This is a genomic window from Pseudoflavonifractor sp. 524-17, assembly GCF_009935845.1.
GTDB lineage: Bacteria > Bacillota > Clostridia > Oscillospirales > Oscillospiraceae > Pseudoflavonifractor_A.
The window spans coordinates 36,265-53,414 of sequence record NZ_QWEK01000015.1; the positions used below are offsets into that span (position 1 = coordinate 36,265).

The window sequence follows — 17,150 nt, forward strand, 5'->3', positions numbered from 1 at the left end:
TTATTTCAGATAGTCCTGGACAGCTTTCAATAGCTTTGACATCTGTGCGGAATGGAACCGTACCATCTGAGGCCAATCTTCCTCCGAACCAATGCCGACATCTGCCAATTCATCCGAAATCTGTGAGGCGCGGGTCTCATCCGAACGATTCCACGTCAAAGCGCCACCATATGCGGCCTCAATTTCCGCTCTATGGGAGAGAAGCTGGTCAAAGATAGCTTTGTTCTTCTGCTTATCGCCTACGTCAATGTATATCTTCACGAAGGCGGAATTAAAATTCGCTACACAAAGTGCTTGTATTCCTGACACAGAAGTGATTCCGGCCACATTGTTGCTGGTAGTATCGCCGCTGTATGTAAAGGTGCCAGTGGCCTCCCGGATGGCCGGCATAGCATACTGCCAGTACTTCTTGCGGAGGGCATGACGTCTTTCCGCAACATTGTCTGCCTGTTCTGTCTCATCCAAACAGAACATCAACTGCTCCGGTTCCTCACCAAAAAGGGGAAGGAGCTTTTTCAGCATATTGATTTTCGATTGCGTGTCCGTCCCGGTCAAAACATAAATCCCCTCTTCGATCCTCCGGGAGGAGTGAAACTGATCCGGCTGATTGGAAAAATGAGAGGACATATCCTCATTAGGATCACTGCTGTGGGCCAGACGGGTCAACACAGACTTATCCTTTTCATGGAGCTGCATCAAAACCTGCTGATACATCTCAGCCCAGCTGCCTACAGGCTGTTCGATGCCATGGAAGATATAGCGTGAAATCATTTTTCCCGTCAGAGGTGTGTCCTCTTCCAGCGTCACGCGGTCCATTTGGCGCACCGGTGGGCAATAGGCGGTTTCCGGCCTGGGCCAGAGCGTCACGGCCTCATCCTGCAAAATAGCGTCCCGCTGCTCCAGCTCCGCCTCCGTCCATTTTATCTGATTTTTGATCCAGCGGTTGATGTGGAGACCGCCCTCCTCAAATCCGCCAGTCATTGTCTTCTTCTCCGGGAAACGAGCGTTTTGGTACTCGGAGTTGTATCCAGTCAGGGTCAGATTTGCCAGCCGGTGTAACCACAGCTCGTAAACGCGCTCATAATCCTCCCCCAGGTTTTCCGCCCAGCCCCGAGTCAATGTTTGCGGCATGATATGCTCGATGGACAGGTCACCGCTGTCCAGCTTGTTCCAAACGCCAATGGAACCATCCTTCAGACTGCCGTTTTCCAGCCGCTCGAAGAGATACTTTTTATTTTCACCCCGCATCAGATAGACACTTTTCTGGGACAGTGCCATACGAAATTCTTCATCTGCCGGGAACCGTCCCGACTCCCGCTTGCCATTTAGCGTGTAGGTGAACTTTTCGCAATAGTTGTCCGCTGTTCCATCCAAGTTAATAATGTCGCGGTGCAAAAACAGGAAGATTTTGTTCAGCGCGTTGGTAGGAAGGTCGCAGATTGTCCTCCGGAACAGGTAAGCTTCTGTCTGTCGGAATATTTTAAGGATGTCTGCCTGGCTCAGCGTCCCGGCATCCCCCAGCCGCAATATCTCCAGGAAGAACGGTCGGGTAACGGTGGTTTTCAGGCGGTTCAGACGATAAATACACCAGTCCAGCTCTGTGGAGTTGGGGGAAACAACATCCGGCTGGATCAGCTTGCGATACCGTTTGGCATAGGCGAGCATCTCCTTCAGAACATCCTCTGTGGCTTGTCCATTCCGCTCCGCCTCCTGCCGGAAAGTCTTAAAGCCGGGATAGACATTTTTCAAGTTGGGTATCATCTGCTGCTTGATGCTAAGATAGTCTCGGACGAAAGAACTGACATCGTAGCCCGTATTCTTCTCGATTTCGTTCCAATACTTCGTGTAATAGACTTCCTGTTCATGGAGCGAAAGTCCCATCAGAATATAATTGCGAATCTTATCCCCTTCGCTCAGTGCAAGACCGGTGGAGTTCAGACTCTCAAAAATAAGCTGCGGATCATCCTCGTGGTTCAGAGTAATATTGATGATCTGCAATTTGCTGATGGCGCTGTAAAGTGCGTCGATGGAAATTTCCTGCCGCTGGATGCGGTCGCGGAAATAGCGGTAGTTAATGGTGAGGTTAGACTCCACGATTTGTTCGGCGTCAGCGTCAAACAAACTGACAAACGCCTTTTGATCGTCTTTAATTGGCTTGAGTTTGATTTTCTGGCTGTCATTCTCAAATTCATCGATCAGATATTTCTTGAGCAACAGAGAGGACAGATTTTTTTGCTCAGCCTGTACCACACCTTTCTCCAGCAAACGGTGCATCGCAAGCATCAGCAGGGAAACCGTGGTGAGACGCTGTTGGCCGTCGATAATCAGATAATCCATCATTTGCCCGCCTGGGTCGCTGACCGAAACAACGCTTCCGAAAAAGTGGCTGTTCAAGCCTTTCCGCGCAACCGAAACCAAATCGTTGTACAGCTGACGGCACTGTTCAATCTTCCAGTCATAGTTGCGCTGGTAAACAGGAATGATGAGATGGGCGCTGCCGCCCATATACTGAATCAGCCATTGCTCATATCCCTTCATGGAGTGGCCCCCTTTTCTTTATGTGCAAAGTTATTTTACAGGTTTTTCATACACAAGTCAACCGAGGAATAAGCACAGACGCAGGAATATCTACAACTCCTGCGTCTGGTTGTTAAAGAATATTCTCGACAGAAATGATAAATCCGAACCCGTCCCCAACTTGGAGGATAGCGTTCGGATTATCATGAGATGGTCCGAGTGACTGGACTTGAACCAGCGGCCTCTTGAACCCCATTCAAGCGCGATACCAAACTTCGCCACACCCGGATAAAATTATTTCACGGAAACGACTTATTTAATATACCACAGCCTTTCCTATTTTGCAAGAGCGAGACGTAATTTTGTTTTTATTTTTCCATATCCTCACTTTTTTCCGCCGGTGGTCATAGGATAAAAAGAAGGAGGGATATATCTTGGGTTCCATGGGAAGCATTGTCACATATGTATATACATCTTACGCCCGTCTGCCCATCCAGGGGGCGACGGTGGCCTTTACGCAGAACTGTGCAGACGGAAGGCAGACCCTGTTGGCGGTGCGCGTAACGGACGACAGCGGAAAAACCGCGCCAGTCCGGCTGGCCACGCCGGCTCTCTCGCAGAGCACCTCTCCCGGCACACAGACGCCCTATGCCCTATGTAATATCTGGACAGAGGCATCTGGCTACGAGTGCAGTATTATTGGGGATGTTCGTGTCTTTCCAGGCATTGTAAGTACTCAGGACATTGAGCTGGTTCCAGTTCCGCTGGCTGCGGCTGAGGAGGAGCCCTGCGATGATGACGCCCCTCAGCCGCAGTAAAGAGAGGAGTATATTATGCCAGCTACCGTTCTCCCCTACATCCCCCAATATATTACGGTTCATATGGGAACGCCTCAGTCGGACGCGGAAAATGTAACAGTTTCCTTCCCTGACTATGTTAAAAATGTAGCCTCCAGCGAGATTTACCCTACCTGGGAACCAGCCGCCATACGGGCCAACATTCTGGCTATTATCTCGTTTGCTTTGAACCGGGTTTATACAGAGTTTTATCCCAGCCAGGGATATCCGTTCAATATTACGTCGGAGACTGCCAATGACCAAAAGTTCATCAAAGACCGCAGCACCTTTGAAAATGTTGATCGAATGGTAGACGAGATGTTCAACTCCTACTTACGGCGCACCGGTTTTGTAGAGCCCCTGTCCGCCAAGTTCTGCAACGGGACCACCAGCAAGTGTGACGGCCTGTCCCAGTGGGGCAGCCAGGAACTGGCTCTTCAGGGTTATGACACAATGGATATTCTGAATTACTATTACGGAGACAATATTGAAGTAGTTACGAACGCGCCTGTCATGGGCATCCGCTACTCCTATCCCGGCCAGCCCCTGCGGGTGGGCGATTCGGGAGAGAGCGTGGTGCAGCTCCAGGTTATGCTCAACCAGGTGGCCCGGGACTACCCTGCCCTCCCCCGCATTCAACCCGCAAACGGAGTGTTTGATGCCGCTACAGAGCGAGCCGTTTTGGCCTTTCAGCGGATCTTCAATCTAACGCCTGACGGTATTGTGGGCAACGCCACCTGGTATAAGCTGGTCTACCTCTACGTGGGCATCCGGGACCTGGCCGAGCTGGTCAGCGAGGGACAGACATTCTATGGCATCGTCCTTCAGGAGCCCGCCGACGGACAGCTGTCCTTTGGAGATCAGGGGGAGGATATCCGCATCCTGCAATACATGCTGTCTGTTATCGCGGAATTTTACCCAGAGGTGACAACTGCGGCGGCAGATGGTATCTATGGAGAGGACACCCGCCAATCCGTACTGGCGTTTCAGCAGTATGCCGGCCTTCCCGCCACCGGAACAGTAAACGCTACGACCTGGCTGGCGCTCTACCGCGCCTATGAGGGCATTCGCTCCACCGTAAACATCCAGCTTCCAGAGGTAGAGCTCCCTCCGGCCCCCCAATAACCGCTCTGTTTCCTGCTATCCCTGCTATCTATGGAGGTTAACTTTATGACAGAGACTTACCCCACGGCACCCGGTGTTCACAGCGAGCTGTGCCGCCAGACCCAGTATGTCTTTCAGAACCTGTCCCAGTATTTTTCCGAGATTGAGGCAGCCCCTGTAACAGGACTGCATACTGGTCCTTCGGTCCGGAACGTGTACTGGTTTCAGCGCAAGCTGGGCTGTGCGCAGACCGGAATTGTGGACCGCGATTTATACCAAGCTCTGACCGCCTTGCAGCGGATGTGCCAATTAAATCTATAATATGCAGGTCCAGCCTGATGAAACAACCGCTTTATCAGGCTGGACCGATTGCTCTCCTCAGCTCTCCCGATCTACAGTGTGGAACTGCTTCAGATTTCCAATCTTCTGGCTGCGCCGGTCCAGCTCTTCCAGAACGGCGGATAGGGGGATCTCCTGCTGAACCATCATGACCATCAGATGGTAGATGAGATCGGAGATCTCTCCCACCGTCTCTGCGGCCTCCCCATTTTTCGCGGCGATGATGGTTTCAGAGCACTCCTCCCCCACCTTTTTTAAAATCTTGTCCAGTCCCTTTTCAAAGAGATAGCAGGTGTAAGAGCCCTCCTGCGGGCTGTTTTTACGGGTCTGTATGACCTGGTAGAGCTGGTTTAAAGTATCCTGGTTCATTTCACTGACTCCTCCATCGGCAGTTCGTTAAAAAAGCAGCTTCTTGCACCGGTGTGGCAGATGGGGCCGTCTGGCTTGCAGAAATAGAGCAGCGTGTCGGTGTCACAGTCCGTCACCATCCGCCGGACGTGGAGATAGTGGCCGGAACTCTCCCCCTTATTCCACAGCTTTTGGCGGCTGCGGCTCCAAAACCAGGCGGTTTTGGTCTTTCGGGTCAGCTCCACCGCCTCCCGGTTGGTAAAGCCCAGCATCAAAACCTCCAGCGTATCCGCCTCCTGGATGATCACCGGGATGAGATTGGACTTTTGGAACAGTTTATCTAACTCCAGCACAAAAGTGCCTCCTATTCTCTCATTTCATTTGGAGCAGAGCTCCACCCCTTAGCCGGACGGCCGTCCTGATAAAAGGCCCGGCGTTCCGGCTGACGGAGGGTGATTTCCTCGTCTGGATAACACACAAGATCCCGTTGCGGCCGGGTACCCACATCCAAAAGGACCAGCGGCTCCGGACCTGGGTTGAATACGCTGTGGCAGTTGGCGGGCCCCGGTTGCTTGGAGAAAAACGCGCCTGCCGAAATGGTCCGCTCCCCCTCAGGTGTGCGAAGCACTCCAGTCCCCGACAGCACCAGAAAGAACTCTTCCTGCCTGGTGCGGAACAGTATCCACATTGACATAGAAACCCTGGGAACCCGCCGCATCTCCCAGTAAGCGGGTGGTCAGCCCCAGCCTATCTTGCCAGATGTGCCCCTCTAACAAGGAATTCCAGTAAAGCAGCTCCATTCAGCCCCTCCTGACGGGGATTTGCTGTTCCCTCAAATAGTCTTTCACCTGGGGGACCGTCAGCTCTCCGAAGTGGAAAAGGGACGCAGCCAGGGCGGCGTCACAGCTGGTCTCCCGAAAGACCTCCGCAAAGTGGGACAGGGTCCCGCCGCCGCCGGAGGCAATCACCGGGATATGAACCGCCTGGGCCACCGCTTTGGTCATCTCTATATCAAAGCCCGCCTTTGTGCCGTCAGTATTCATAGAGGTGAGCAAAATTTCACCCGCTCCCAGAGCCTCACCCCGGCGAACCCACTCGATCAGGTCCAGACCGGTGGGCTTGCGGCCGCCGGCCACCACTACCTCCCAACTGCCGCCTTCCCTGGCCCGGGCGTCCACTGCCAGCACCACGCACTGGGAGCCAAAGCGCTCTGCCGCCTGGGAGAGAAGCATTGGGTTGGCCACCGCCGCCGAGTTAACCGAGATTTTGTCCGCCCCAGCCCGGAGAAGCTGCTGAAAATCGTCTGCCGTTCGGATGCCGCCCCCTACGGTCAGGGGAACAAACACCTGGCTGGCGGCGCGTTCCACAATGTCCGCCACTGTCTGGCGGGCCTCTACCGTGGCGGTGATGTCCAAAAAGACAATCTCATCCGCCCCCTGGTCGGAGTAATACTTCGCCAGCTCCACGGGATCCCCGGCGTCCCGAATGTTGACGAAATTGACCCCCTTGACCACCCTGCCGTCTCTCACATCCAGGCAGGGAATAATTCGCTTGGCTAACACTGGGAGCCCCCCTCCCGTACTGCGGCGGCCAGATCAATGGTACCGGCGTAATAGGCTTTTCCGATGATCGCCCCATAGAGTCCCATCTGGTGCAGCTTCTGGACATCCGCCAAAACAGATACGCCCCCGGAGGCTACAATCTGGCCGGAGTAGACGGATTGCAGAGCGGACAGACGGGAAAAAGCCGGACCGGAGAGGGTGCCGTCTGTCTCAATATCTGTAAAGATAATTGTCTTTACACCTACTGACTCCATTCTTTTTGCAAACATCAGATAGTCTAACCCAGAGTTCTCCACCCAGCCGGCGGTACGTACCTTTCCGTCCTGTGTGTCAATCCCAACCGCGATGCGGTCCCTGTATCGATCTACAGCGGCCTGGACGAAGTTCGGATCGCTGACCGCCGCCGAGCCAATTACCGCCCGAAACACCCCCAGAGCAAAGACCGCTTCCAGGTCAGCCATAGAGCGAATTCCGCCCCCCAACTCCACCTTGAGGCCGGACTGCTCTGCAACCGCCCGAACAATCGCACTGTTTTTCCGCTGGCCGTCCTTTGCCCCGTCTAGATCCACCATATGGAGAAAACGGGCCCCCGCCTCGTAGAAGGCTCTGGCTGTAGTCAAGGGATCTTCTGCCACCTGATGGACAGTTGCAAAATCTCCTTTGTAAAGCCGAACAACTTTACTATCTTTCAAGTCAATGGCCGGTAAGATAATCATCGGTTCAGCCCCCCGAAATTTCTTAGAATCTGTAATCCTGCCTCGCCGCTCTTCTCCGGGTGAAACTGACAGCCAAAGACGTTCCCATTTTGCACTGCGGCAACCACACTGGTGCCGTAGTCTGTTGCGGCGATTACCTGTTCTGGCCGGCTGGCCAAGGCGCAGAAGGAGTGGACGAAGTAGACATAGTCCCCCTCTTCCAGGCCGGCAAAGAGCGGTGATGGATTGGGAAAACGCAGACGGTTCCAGCCGATATGGGGCAGCTTCAATTCCGTCTGAATTCTCTGAACAGAGCCATTGACAAGCCCTAATCCTTTACACTCTCGAACTTCATTTCCCCAATCGAAGAGGAGCTGCATCCCCAGGCAGATACCCAAAATGGGCTTACGCTCCGCCTGCCTGATGACCAACTGGTCCAGGCCGCTGCCCCGCAGACGCTCTGCTGCGTCGGGGAACGCCCCAACTCCCGGGAGCAGAATGGCGTCCGCCCGCTCCAGTTCATCCCGGTCCTTTGTGATCTTCGAGTTCAGTCCCAAATAGTCCATAGCGTTGGTCACGCTTTTAAGATTGCCCACGCCGTAGTCCACAATGGCGATTTTGCTCACGCCAACACCCCCTTGGTAGAGGTAACGCCGCTTCCCTCCTGGTGTACGGCCTCCTTCATGGCCGTGCCCAGCGACTTGAAAAGTGCCTCCGTAATGTGGTGGGCATTTTTCCCATATTCGCACTTCTGATGCAGTGTCAGTCCTGCATTGACTGCCAGCGCCCGCATAAACTCCTCAGTGAGGCAGGCGTCATAGCCGCCGATGACCCCCTGAGGCATCTCCGCATCAAAGACCAGAAAAGCCCGACCGGAGAAATCCAGCACCGTACGGCATAGCGCCTCGTCCATGGGGATAAAGCTGGTGCCGTACCGGCGGATCCCCCGCTTGTCTCCCAGGGCCTCCCGCAGAGCCTGGCCCAGGACAATACCGGTGTCTTCCACAGTATGGTGGCCGTCCACCTCCAGGTCCCCCTTCACTGCCAGCTCCAGGCCGAAGCCGGCGTAGAAGGCGAAGGCGGTGAGCATATGATCAAAAAATCCAATTCCAGTTTGAACTGACACAGGGCCGCCCTCCAGACAGAGTCTGAGGGTGAGCTGAGTCTCTTTTGTGCTGCGGGTCTGGGACGAAATCCGTTCCACGGCTGCTCCCTCCTTACTCGAACCGGACCGCGATGGAATTTGCATGGGCGGTCAGCTTTTCGCTCTCAGCCAACGTAATAATGTGATCCTTGATGGGGGCCAGCGTGTCCCAGCTGTATTCTACAACGCTCATGGTCTTCAGGAAGCTGTCTACGCTGAGGGGGGAGAAAAAACGGGCCGTACCGCTGGTGGGCAGCACATGGTCAGGTCCGGCCAGGTAGTCCCCCAAGGGCTCCGGGGACCACGCCCCCAAAAAGACCGCCCCGGCATTGCGGATAGCGGGCAGCAGCTGCCTGGGATTCTCCGTCATAATCTCCAGGTGTTCCGGGGCCACCTCATTGGCCAGCTCTGCGGCCTCCTCCAAGCTGCGGCACACAATGGCGCACCCGAAGTCCCGCAGGGAGCACTCCATGATCTCACTGCGGCTGAGATAACCGGTCTGCCGGACAATCTCCCGATCCACCGCCTCCGCCAGGGCGGCGCTGGTGGTGAGCAGCACCGCAGAGGCCAATTTGTCGTGCTCCGCCTGGCTGAGCAGGTCGGCGGCAATGAATTTGGGATCGGCGGATTCGTCGGCGATGACCAGCACCTCAGAGGGACCGGCCACCATGTCGATGTCCACCGCTCCATAGACCTGCCGCTTGGCGGCGGCCACATAGGCGTTCCCCGGCCCCACCAGCTTGTCCACCTTTGGAATGAACCCCGCGCCGTAGGCCAGGGCGGCCACCGCCTGAGCGCCGCCCACGCCAATACACCGGTTCACGCCGGCGATCTTCGCGGCGGCCAGCACTGCGTCATTCAGGTTTTCTGTGGGGGGCGTGACCATAATGATCTCCTCTACGCCAGCCACTTTGGCCGGGATAACGTTCATCAGCACACTGCTGGGATAGGCCGCCGTGCCCCCAGGGACATAGACCCCCACCCGGCTCAGACCCTGGACCACCCGTCCCACTACACCGCCGTCGGGAGAAGTCCACTCCTTGCTCCGGGTCAGGAGCATTTCGTTATAGTCTCGGATGTTGGCGGCCGCGTGCTCCATGGCCGCAATTAAAGGCTTTGGACTGGCGGCGTAGGCGGCATCCAGCCGGTCCAGGCTGATCTCCCGGGGATCCTGATGATCAAACTGCAGGGTGTAGCGCTCTACCGCAGGAAAGCCCTCCTGCCGCACCGCTTCTACAATGGCGCTCACTGTTGTCTCAATCTGTCTGGTTTTCTCGGCGGTCCGTGCGCGCATAGCGGCAATGACGCCGCGCTCCGCCCTCCCGTCCGCTGGGACAATCTGTATCATGCCTGGTTCCTCCGCTTCTCCAGCTCGGCCTCGCACCGGCCGATAAAATCCTCAATCTGGGTCTTGTGCAGCTTCATGCTGGCAGTATTCACAATCAGCCGGGCACTGACCTGGGCCACTTCCTCAATAGGGACAAGGCCGTTCTCACGCAAAGTGGCTCCCGTCTCCACAATGTCTACAATGCCGTCAGCTAAGCCCAGGATAGGGGCCAGCTCCACCGAACCCTCGATCTTGATAATGTCCACGTCCATACCCTTCCGCTCAAAAAAAACTCGGGTCACATTGGGATACTTGGAGGCAATCCGGCGGGTCTTGTAGGTGTCATAGAAGTCGCTTCCTTCCCGGACAGCCAGGGCGAACCGGCACCGGCCGAACCCCAGATCCAGCACCTCATAGAAAGAGCGGCCCTGCTCTAAAATAGTATCTTTTCCCACAATACCCAGATCGCACACCCCATGCTCCACATAGGTAATCACATCCGGGGCCTTAGCCAGCACCGCCTCCAGGGGATAGTTGGGCAGGGTGTGAACCAGACGGCGGCCCGGTTTCTGAATGGGGGAACAGTCCAGTCCCATGGCCTCAAAGAGGGCAACACTCTTGTCTTGGAGACGCCCTTTTGTCAGGGCGATACGCAAATTCTGACTCACAGCTCCACCGTCCTCTCTCTGCCGGGCTCCAGCACCAGCACCCGTTTTGCTCCCTTGGCCCGGGCCAGGGCCAACGTGTCCTCCAGCGCGGCGCAGTGGGACAGCTCACAGGTGCCGGGAGAGCGTCCGTCTACCGCCGCAAGGGCCCGATCCAGCTCACTGTCCTCAAAATGAACCACCATAGTCACCCCAGGCAGTTCCGCGCTGGGGCGGCACCGGGCCACTGCATCTACATCCACCGCAAACCCCGTGGCAGGCGCGGGCCGGCCGAAGGAGGCCACCAGACTGTCATACCGCCCGCCGGACAGGACGGCGTCCCCTGCTCCCTCCACATAGCCCCGGAAAACCACCCCAGTATAATAGTCAATTTGGTGGACCAAGCCCAGGTCGAAGCGGAGGTAGGGACCGTAACCCGCCCCGTTCAGCGTTTCATATAGGGCCTTTAAATAGGACAGGGCCTCGTTTTCTCCCGCCAAGGCCTGGGCCTCCTCCAGCACCTCTGCCCCGCCGAACAGGCGGGAGAGCCGCTTGAGGGCGGCGCAGGCGGGCTGGTCCCGGCAGGGCTCCAGGAAATCCCCCAGGGCTGCGAAATTTTTCCCCTCAATCAGGGTGCGCATCTCCTCTATCTGGGACTGAGCCATATCCATCCTGGCGGCCAGAGAGCGGAAAAATCCTGCGTGGCCCAACTCAATGTGAAACCGGGCTAAGCCGCAGCTGCGCAGGGCGTCCACTGCCATGGCAATCATCTCCAGGTCGGCCCGCTTCCCTGCCCCGCCGATGAGCTCTACTCCGCACTGGGCGATCTCGCTGCTGCCTCCCCGGTGCTCTCCATCAGAGCGGAACACCGTCTCGGTATAGTACAGGCGCTGAGGTAAGGGCAGGCCCTTTAACTTGGTGGCCGCCACCCGGGCGATGGGGGCGGTGCAGTCCGGCCGCATCACCATAATCTTTCCGCTGCGGTCAATAATTTTCAACATGGCCTCCTGGGGCACGGGGTTCCCGGACTGGAGGAACAGGTCGTAAAACTCCACCTCAGGGGTGCTGACCTCCGCATAACCCCGGCGCAGGAACAGATCCGTCAGCGCCGCCTGGGCACTCCGCCGGTCATGGCACTCGGCAAAGAGCCGGTCACGCGTGCCCTCCGGTGTGTTGATGCTGTACTTCATGTGGAATAAGTCTCCTTTGCTTTATCACTTTACCACGCTAATATACTACATTACCAGGGTATTGTCAAGGACAACAGACACCGGAGAAGAAGACGCGCTTTTTCAACTTTGCTTACGATACAGAGAATCCTCTGTCCAGCCGGTAAAAAAGCGCCGGGAGAACGGCTCCCGGCGCTTTTGCGCTCCTTACAGAGTCAGGGAGGGGGCGGAATAGGCCCGGCCAGCCATCTCGCTGTTGAGCATGTACAAACTCTTTGCATCGTCGCCGAAGAGTTCCATCTTCTTGATCATATCCTCGGCGTTCTTCTCCTCCTCACCCTGCTCTTTGACAAACCAGTCCAGGAACTGCATGGTACGGAAGTCCTTCACGCTGTGGGCAGCCTCATAGATGTTGTGGATCAGGCTAGTGACCAGACGCTCATGCTCCAGACCATACTTGAGGACTTGTAGCTTGTCATTCAGGTCCTTGTTGGGCTTGTCAATAGCGCCCAAGGTGACCTTTTCGCCGTTGTTCTGCATGTACTGCAAGAACAGCATAGCGTGATCCCGCTCCTCCTGAGCCTGGATCTTGTACCAGTTGGCGAAGCCATCCAGGCCAATTTCATCATAGTACACAGAGAAATCCAGGTACAGGTAGGCCGAGTAGAACTCCTTGTTGATTTGGTCGTTGAGCAGTTCCGCGACTTTTTTGTCCAGCATGGGAAAAGACCTCTTTTCTTTCTAAAATCATATACAATAGTACCATGGCATTTTAAGTTTGACAACCTAAATTGATACAAAATTCCACCAACTCCGACAAAATTTTCAGGTGTTTTTTGTACAGTCAAACAATCTCTAAAACATAGAAAACAGATCTATCTGACTGGTATCCGGCAGACCATCCAGAGCGCCGGCGGCACGGAGCTGTTCAATATGGGTTTTGGACACCTTGGGACAGGCGGTGGAGAACTCCTCTATGGAGATAAACCGCTTGCCCTTGCGCTGCTCCACAATAGACCAAGCCGCGGTCTCCCCCAGTCCTGGGATGGAGGTAAAGGGGGGAATCAGGGCCTTGTGTGCCTCGTCCACCTGGAACAGCGTGGCGTGGGACTGGTAGAGATCCACATGCTGGAAGGTAAAGCCCCGCAGGTAGAATTCATATACCACCTCCAGCGTTGTCAGCATGTCCTGCTCCACTGCCGCCGTCTTCTCTTTCGTCTCAATTTCCTTCATCTTGCCTCGGGCGGTCTCCATCCCCCAGCACATGCACGTGGCGTCAAAGGCCTTGGCCCGGATAGAAAAATAGGCGGCGTAGAAGGCCAGCGGCCGGTGGACTTTGAACCAGGCAATCCGAAACGCCATCATTACATAGGCCACAGCGTGGGCCTTGGGGAACAGGTACTTGATTTTTTTGCATGAGTCAATGTACCAATCCGGTACGCCGGCGGCGGCCATCTCCTCTTCCGCCCCCTCCGGGAGTCCTCTTCCCTTTCGTACCGCCTCCATAATTTTAAAGGATCGCTTTTCCGGCATACCGCAGGAGATAAGGAAGATCATAATATCGTCCCGGCAGCCGATGGCCTGGTTGACGGGAATCCCCTTTTTCACAATCAAATCCTTGGCGTTGCCCAGCCATACATCCGTGCCGTGGGAAAAGCCGGACAGGCGCACCAGCACGTCAAACTCCGTTGGCTGGGTATCCACCAGCATCCCCCGGACGAAGGAGGTGCCGAACTCAGGAATAGCCACCGCGCCGGTAGGACCTAAAACTGGGTCGTCCATAAATCCCAGCACCTCGCTGGAGGTAAAAATAGACATCGTGTCCTTATCATCCAGGGGGATGGTTTTGGCGTCCACACCGGTGAGATCCTCCAGCATCCGGATCATGGATGGGTCATCATGCCCCAGCATATCCAGCTTGAGGATGTTGGACTCCATGGAATGATATTCAAAATGGGTGGTAATGATGTCAGTGCCGGTATCGTCGGCGGGGTGCTGTACCGGACAAAAGTCAAAGATCTCCCGGTCCTGGGGGATGACTACCATGCCGCCTGGGTGCTGTCCAGTCGTGCGTTTGACGCCGGTACATCCCAGAGCCAGCCGGTTCTCCTCCGCCCGTGAGACGTGGATCGCCCGCTCATCCAGATACTTTTTCACATAGCCGAAGGCGGTCTTCTCCGCCACTGTCCCAATGGTCCCCGCCCGGAATACGTGATTCTCCCCAAATAGCTCGAAGGTATGCCGGTGTGCCTTGGCCTGGTACTCTCCGGAGAAATTCAGGTCGATATCCGGCACCTTGTCCCCCCCGAACCCCAGGAAGGTCTCAAAGGGGATATTAAATCCGTCCTTGACATAGGATGCACCGCAGACTGGACAGATCCCGTCCGGCATATCCGCCCCGCAGCCAAAGCCGTTCTTCACCCCGCTTTCAAAGTCTGAGTGCTTACAGTTGGGGCAGCGATAGTGGGGGGGCAGAGAGTTTACCTCTGTAATACCGGACAAAAAAGCCGCCATAGAGGAACCCACCGAGCCACGGGAGCCTACCAGATAGCCGTGCTCCAGGGAGTCCTGCACCAGCTTCTGGGCCGACATGTAGATCACGTCGTAGTGACGGCCCAGAATGGCGTCCAACTCCACCTGAATACGGTCTGTGACCAGCTGGGGCGGCTCCTCCCCATAGAGCTCCTTGGCTTTGCCCCACACCAGCCGCTTCAGCTCTCCCTCTGAGTCGTCCAAGTCAGGGGCGAAAAGGCCGTTGGGCAGAGGGACTACTTTTTCGCACCAGTCCGCCACCAGATTGGTGTTGCGTACCACCACGTTGTAGGCGTCCTCCTCTCCCAGGTAGGAGAACTCCTCCAGCATCTCCGTGGTGGTTTTAAAATAGATGGGCAGCGGGGCGTCGGCGTCATCAAAGCCTTTGGTAGCCAACAGAATGTGCCGGTAGATCTCATCCTCCGGGTCCAGGAAGTGTACATCTCCTGTGGCGCACACCGGCTTGTCCAGTGCCTTGCCCAGCTCCACAATGGTCCGGTTGAAGTCCTGGATCTCCTCTATGCTTTGAACAATACCCTTCCGAATCATAAAGGCGTTGTTGCACACCGGCTGAATTTCCAGGAAGTCATACCAGGCAGCAATGCGCTTGAGCTCATCCCAGTCCTTCCCTTTGCTCACTGCTTCGTAGAGCTCCCCCGCCTCACAGGCGGAGCCCAGAATCAGCCCCTCCCGATACTGATTGATGAGGCTTTTCGGCATGATGGGATAGCGCTTGAAGTGCTCCAGATGACCCTTTGAGATCAGCTGGTACAGATTGCGCAGTCCCAGCTGGTTCTTAGCCAGAACGATCAGATGTTTGGGCTGCCGCTTGGCCTTCCCCGCTCCCCGCAGCTTGACCATGGCGGGGTTGATGGCCTGAAGACTGCGTACCCCCATGTCCTCCAGCATTTTGAAAAACGGAATGAGCATATAGGCCACGGTGGCTGCGTCGTCACTGGCGCGGTGGTGGTTGAAAGCAGGCAGATTCAGGTGCTCCGCCACAATGTCCAGCTTGTGTTTACCCAGCTGGGGCAGCAGATTCTGGGCCAGGATCAGGCTGTCCAGAGAAGTGTAATCAAAAGGAATCCCCGCCCGGCGGCAGCCCTCCGCCATAAAGCCCATGTCGAATTCCGCATTGTGGGCGGCCAGGGGCCGACCGGCGGCAAAGTCTAGAAAGGACTGGATGGCCTCCGCCTGAGAGGGCGCCCCCTTGAGCATCTCGTCCGTAATACTGGTAAGCTCTACAATATTGCGGTCTAGGGGCCGGCCTGGATCGGCGAAGGTGTTGAAGGTCTCTGCTACCGCGCCGTCTCGCAGCACCACCGCGCCAATCTCCGTGATAGCGTCTTTCCGCCGGCTCAGTCCAGTGGTCTCAATATCGAAGCAGACAATTTCTCCGGTAAAATCCTGTTCTGCGCTGCCGTGGACCACCACCCGGTCATCCACGTCATTGATGTAGTATGCCTCTACTCCATAGAGAATTTTGATATTTTTCGCCGAGTGCCAGGCATCGGGAAATGCCTGAGCCACCCCGTGGTCAGTGATAGCGATGGCCCGGTGTCCCCAGGACTCCGCCCGCTTCACCACATTCTTATCCGGCCCCAGTTTGGGGCCTACCTGAGTGAGGGCGTCCATGGCTGACATAGTGGTGTGGAGATGGAGCTCCACCCGCTTTTCCGGCGCGCCGTCCGTCTTAACGGTCTTTTCCCCCTCCATAATGGCCACGGGCTCCAGTACCATGTCATTGGTGAAGCGGTCGATATTCAGCCGGCCCTGGACCAGCAGGCGCTGGCCCTTCTTCACCTTCTCCACAATGGGCTTTCCCTCCTCGCCGGGGAAAAATTTGTTGATGCGCACCGATCCGCCGTAATCCGTCAAGTCAAAGGACACCACCCAAGCGCCCCGCTTTTTCAGCTCCCGGTGGTCGATGGCGAATACGTCTCCCTCCACAACGACAGCGCCCATGTCCAAATCCAGATTTTTCATAGGCACCGGTACGCCCCGCACCTCGTGTTTGCCGTAGATGAGATTCTTTTTGCCGCCCTCCTGCCGCCGGGGCTTTTCCTTTGCCGGGGGCACTTTGATTTTTTTCAGCGCCTCCTGCCGGATGGCCTCTGTGCGGCGGAAGGCCTCCGCCGCCTGGGCATCAATGGTATCTGTTTGGACGGACGGCACAGGCGGGCTTGGAACAGCAGCCGGGGCCGGTTCGGATTGAGCTGGCGTCTGCCGCAGCTCCACCCGGGTGAGATCGTACGCCTGCCGGATCCGTTCCTCCGCCATACGCAGCGTTTCCGCCGGCAGTCGGTCTGGGTGCTCCAGCTCCGCCTCCAGTGTTCTGGCGCCGCAGGTGATGACGGCGCCCACCACCCAGGCTTTCTCCATGAGTGGAGCAATCTCATCTTCCTTCAGCTCGGAAAACAGCGTCTGGAATGAAATTTTTTTCTCGTCCTCCATAGGCTCCTCTCTCATTTCTCTCCCTGCGGCGCTTCCGCGGGGGTTATCGCTACCTGAACCACATACTTGGCAGGCCTGTGCTTTTCATACCGTTTGGCCACGCCGCAAAAATACTGGAATCCCATCTCCTTAGGCATACTCTTCTTCCCTACCGGCTCATAACCCAAGGGTTCCAGCGCCGCGCGCACCATCCGGCCAATGGATTTGCGCACCAAATTGTCGCTTAAATCCAGTGTACCCGGGTGTCCTGCACAGTACTGCTCAATCTCCCCGGCGCATACCGCCAAAGCAGGCAGCTTCAGCTCGGAGGCAATGGCCATCCACCCCACCACGTCGGACCGGTGAATGATATTTTGATAGATGTACTGTGCCGTTTGATTTCCCGCCAGGGGCGCCAGGGTGTTGGAGGTGTTGATGAACTCCTGATAAGTCATGCTGCTGTTCTCCTTCCTTTTCAAACCACTAAAATCAGCTCTTAG

17 protein-coding genes and 1 tRNA gene are annotated in these 17,150 nt (G+C 56.1%); 3 read left to right on the forward strand and 15 right to left on the reverse strand.

Annotated features, from left to right (window positions below; all coding sequences use genetic code 11):
* Both D1159_RS06435 and D1159_RS06440 read right to left on the reverse strand, forming a co-directional pair.
* The gene (locus tag D1159_RS06435) at positions 1–2,538 is read right to left on the reverse strand and encodes a DUF4268 domain-containing protein (protein ID WP_161844856.1); all 2,538 of its coding nucleotides are present in this window, start codon (positions 2,536–2,538) and stop codon (positions 1–3) included.
* Between the two features lie 190 nt (positions 2,539–2,728).
* Positions 2,729–2,805: transfer RNA gene (locus D1159_RS06440), tRNA-Pro, on the reverse strand.
* A 155-nt stretch (positions 2,806–2,960) separates the two neighbouring features.
* Here D1159_RS06440 and D1159_RS06445 point away from each other — a divergent pair.
* From D1159_RS06445 to D1159_RS06455, 3 genes are read left to right on the forward strand one after another with little or no spacing between them, the layout of a single operon-like run.
* The gene (locus tag D1159_RS06445) at positions 2,961–3,335 is read left to right on the forward strand and encodes a spore cortex-lytic protein (RefSeq protein WP_243152158.1); all 375 of its coding nucleotides are present in this window, start codon (positions 2,961–2,963) and stop codon (positions 3,333–3,335) included.
* Between the two features lie 15 nt (positions 3,336–3,350).
* A complete protein-coding gene (locus D1159_RS06450; protein ID WP_161844858.1) occupies positions 3,351–4,478 on the forward strand; it encodes a peptidoglycan-binding protein in 1,128 nt (375 codons plus the stop codon).
* 45 nt (positions 4,479–4,523) lie between these two features.
* Complete coding sequence (locus D1159_RS06455) at positions 4,524–4,778, forward strand: hypothetical protein (protein WP_161844859.1); 255 nt, start codon at positions 4,524–4,526, stop codon at positions 4,776–4,778.
* A 57-nt stretch (positions 4,779–4,835) separates the two neighbouring features.
* Here D1159_RS06455 and hisE read toward each other — a convergent pair whose 3' ends face one another.
* The 13 genes from hisE to D1159_RS06520 all read right to left on the reverse strand — a co-directional run bounded on the left by hisE (position 4,836) and on the right by D1159_RS06520 (position 17,105).
* On the reverse strand, positions 4,836–5,165 hold the full coding sequence (hisE, locus tag D1159_RS06460; protein WP_161844860.1) for a phosphoribosyl-ATP diphosphatase: 330 nt from the start codon (positions 5,163–5,165) through the stop codon (positions 4,836–4,838).
* A complete protein-coding gene (gene hisI, locus D1159_RS06465; RefSeq protein WP_161844934.1) occupies positions 5,162–5,494 on the reverse strand; it encodes a phosphoribosyl-AMP cyclohydrolase in 333 nt (110 codons plus the stop codon). The genes hisE and hisI overlap by 4 nt, the downstream gene beginning before the upstream one ends.
* Positions 5,495–5,755: 261 nt before the next feature.
* Complete coding sequence (locus D1159_RS19150; RefSeq protein ID WP_202620975.1) at positions 5,756–5,944, reverse strand: hypothetical protein; 189 nt, start codon at positions 5,942–5,944, stop codon at positions 5,756–5,758.
* On the reverse strand, positions 5,945–6,706 hold the full coding sequence (hisF, locus tag D1159_RS06475) for an imidazole glycerol phosphate synthase subunit HisF (protein ID WP_161844862.1): 762 nt from the start codon (positions 6,704–6,706) through the stop codon (positions 5,945–5,947).
* Positions 6,700–7,422 (reverse strand): 1-(5-phosphoribosyl)-5-[(5-phosphoribosylamino)methylideneamino]imidazole-4-carboxamide isomerase, encoded by a 723-nt coding sequence (hisA, locus tag D1159_RS06480; RefSeq protein WP_161844863.1) that lies wholly within the window; start codon positions 7,420–7,422, stop codon positions 6,700–6,702. Before hisA ends, hisF begins: the two co-directional genes overlap by 7 nt.
* The gene (hisH, locus tag D1159_RS06485) at positions 7,419–8,027 is read right to left on the reverse strand and encodes an imidazole glycerol phosphate synthase subunit HisH (RefSeq protein WP_161844864.1); all 609 of its coding nucleotides are present in this window, start codon (positions 8,025–8,027) and stop codon (positions 7,419–7,421) included. Before hisH ends, hisA begins: the two co-directional genes overlap by 4 nt.
* Positions 8,024–8,605, reverse strand: coding sequence for an imidazoleglycerol-phosphate dehydratase HisB (hisB, locus tag D1159_RS06490; RefSeq protein ID WP_347563646.1), 582 nt, complete (start codon positions 8,603–8,605; stop codon positions 8,024–8,026). The genes hisH and hisB overlap by 4 nt, the downstream gene beginning before the upstream one ends.
* A gap of 13 nt (positions 8,606–8,618) precedes the next feature.
* Positions 8,619–9,893: a histidinol dehydrogenase gene (gene hisD, locus D1159_RS06495; protein WP_161844866.1), complete on the reverse strand. Its 1,275-nt coding sequence runs from the start codon at positions 9,891–9,893 to the stop codon at positions 8,619–8,621.
* Entirely contained in the window at positions 9,890–10,540 is a 651-nt protein-coding gene (hisG, locus tag D1159_RS06500; protein ID WP_161844867.1) for an ATP phosphoribosyltransferase, read from the reverse strand. The genes hisD and hisG overlap by 4 nt, the downstream gene beginning before the upstream one ends.
* Positions 10,537–11,706: an ATP phosphoribosyltransferase regulatory subunit gene (hisZ, locus tag D1159_RS06505; protein ID WP_161844868.1), complete on the reverse strand. Its 1,170-nt coding sequence runs from the start codon at positions 11,704–11,706 to the stop codon at positions 10,537–10,539. The genes hisG and hisZ overlap by 4 nt, the downstream gene beginning before the upstream one ends.
* Before the next feature lie 186 nt (positions 11,707–11,892).
* Positions 11,893–12,405 carry a ferritin gene (locus D1159_RS06510; protein ID WP_161844869.1) on the reverse strand — a complete coding sequence of 171 codons (513 nt, stop codon included), beginning with the start codon at positions 12,403–12,405 and terminating at the stop codon, positions 11,893–11,895.
* A gap of 135 nt (positions 12,406–12,540) precedes the next feature.
* On the reverse strand, positions 12,541–16,686 hold the full coding sequence (locus D1159_RS06515) for a PolC-type DNA polymerase III (RefSeq protein ID WP_243152147.1): 4,146 nt from the start codon (positions 16,684–16,686) through the stop codon (positions 12,541–12,543).
* On the reverse strand, positions 16,683–17,105 hold the full coding sequence (locus D1159_RS06520; RefSeq protein WP_161844870.1) for a hypothetical protein: 423 nt from the start codon (positions 17,103–17,105) through the stop codon (positions 16,683–16,685). The genes D1159_RS06515 and D1159_RS06520 overlap by 4 nt, the downstream gene beginning before the upstream one ends.
* Positions 17,106–17,150 lie beyond the last annotated feature (45 nt).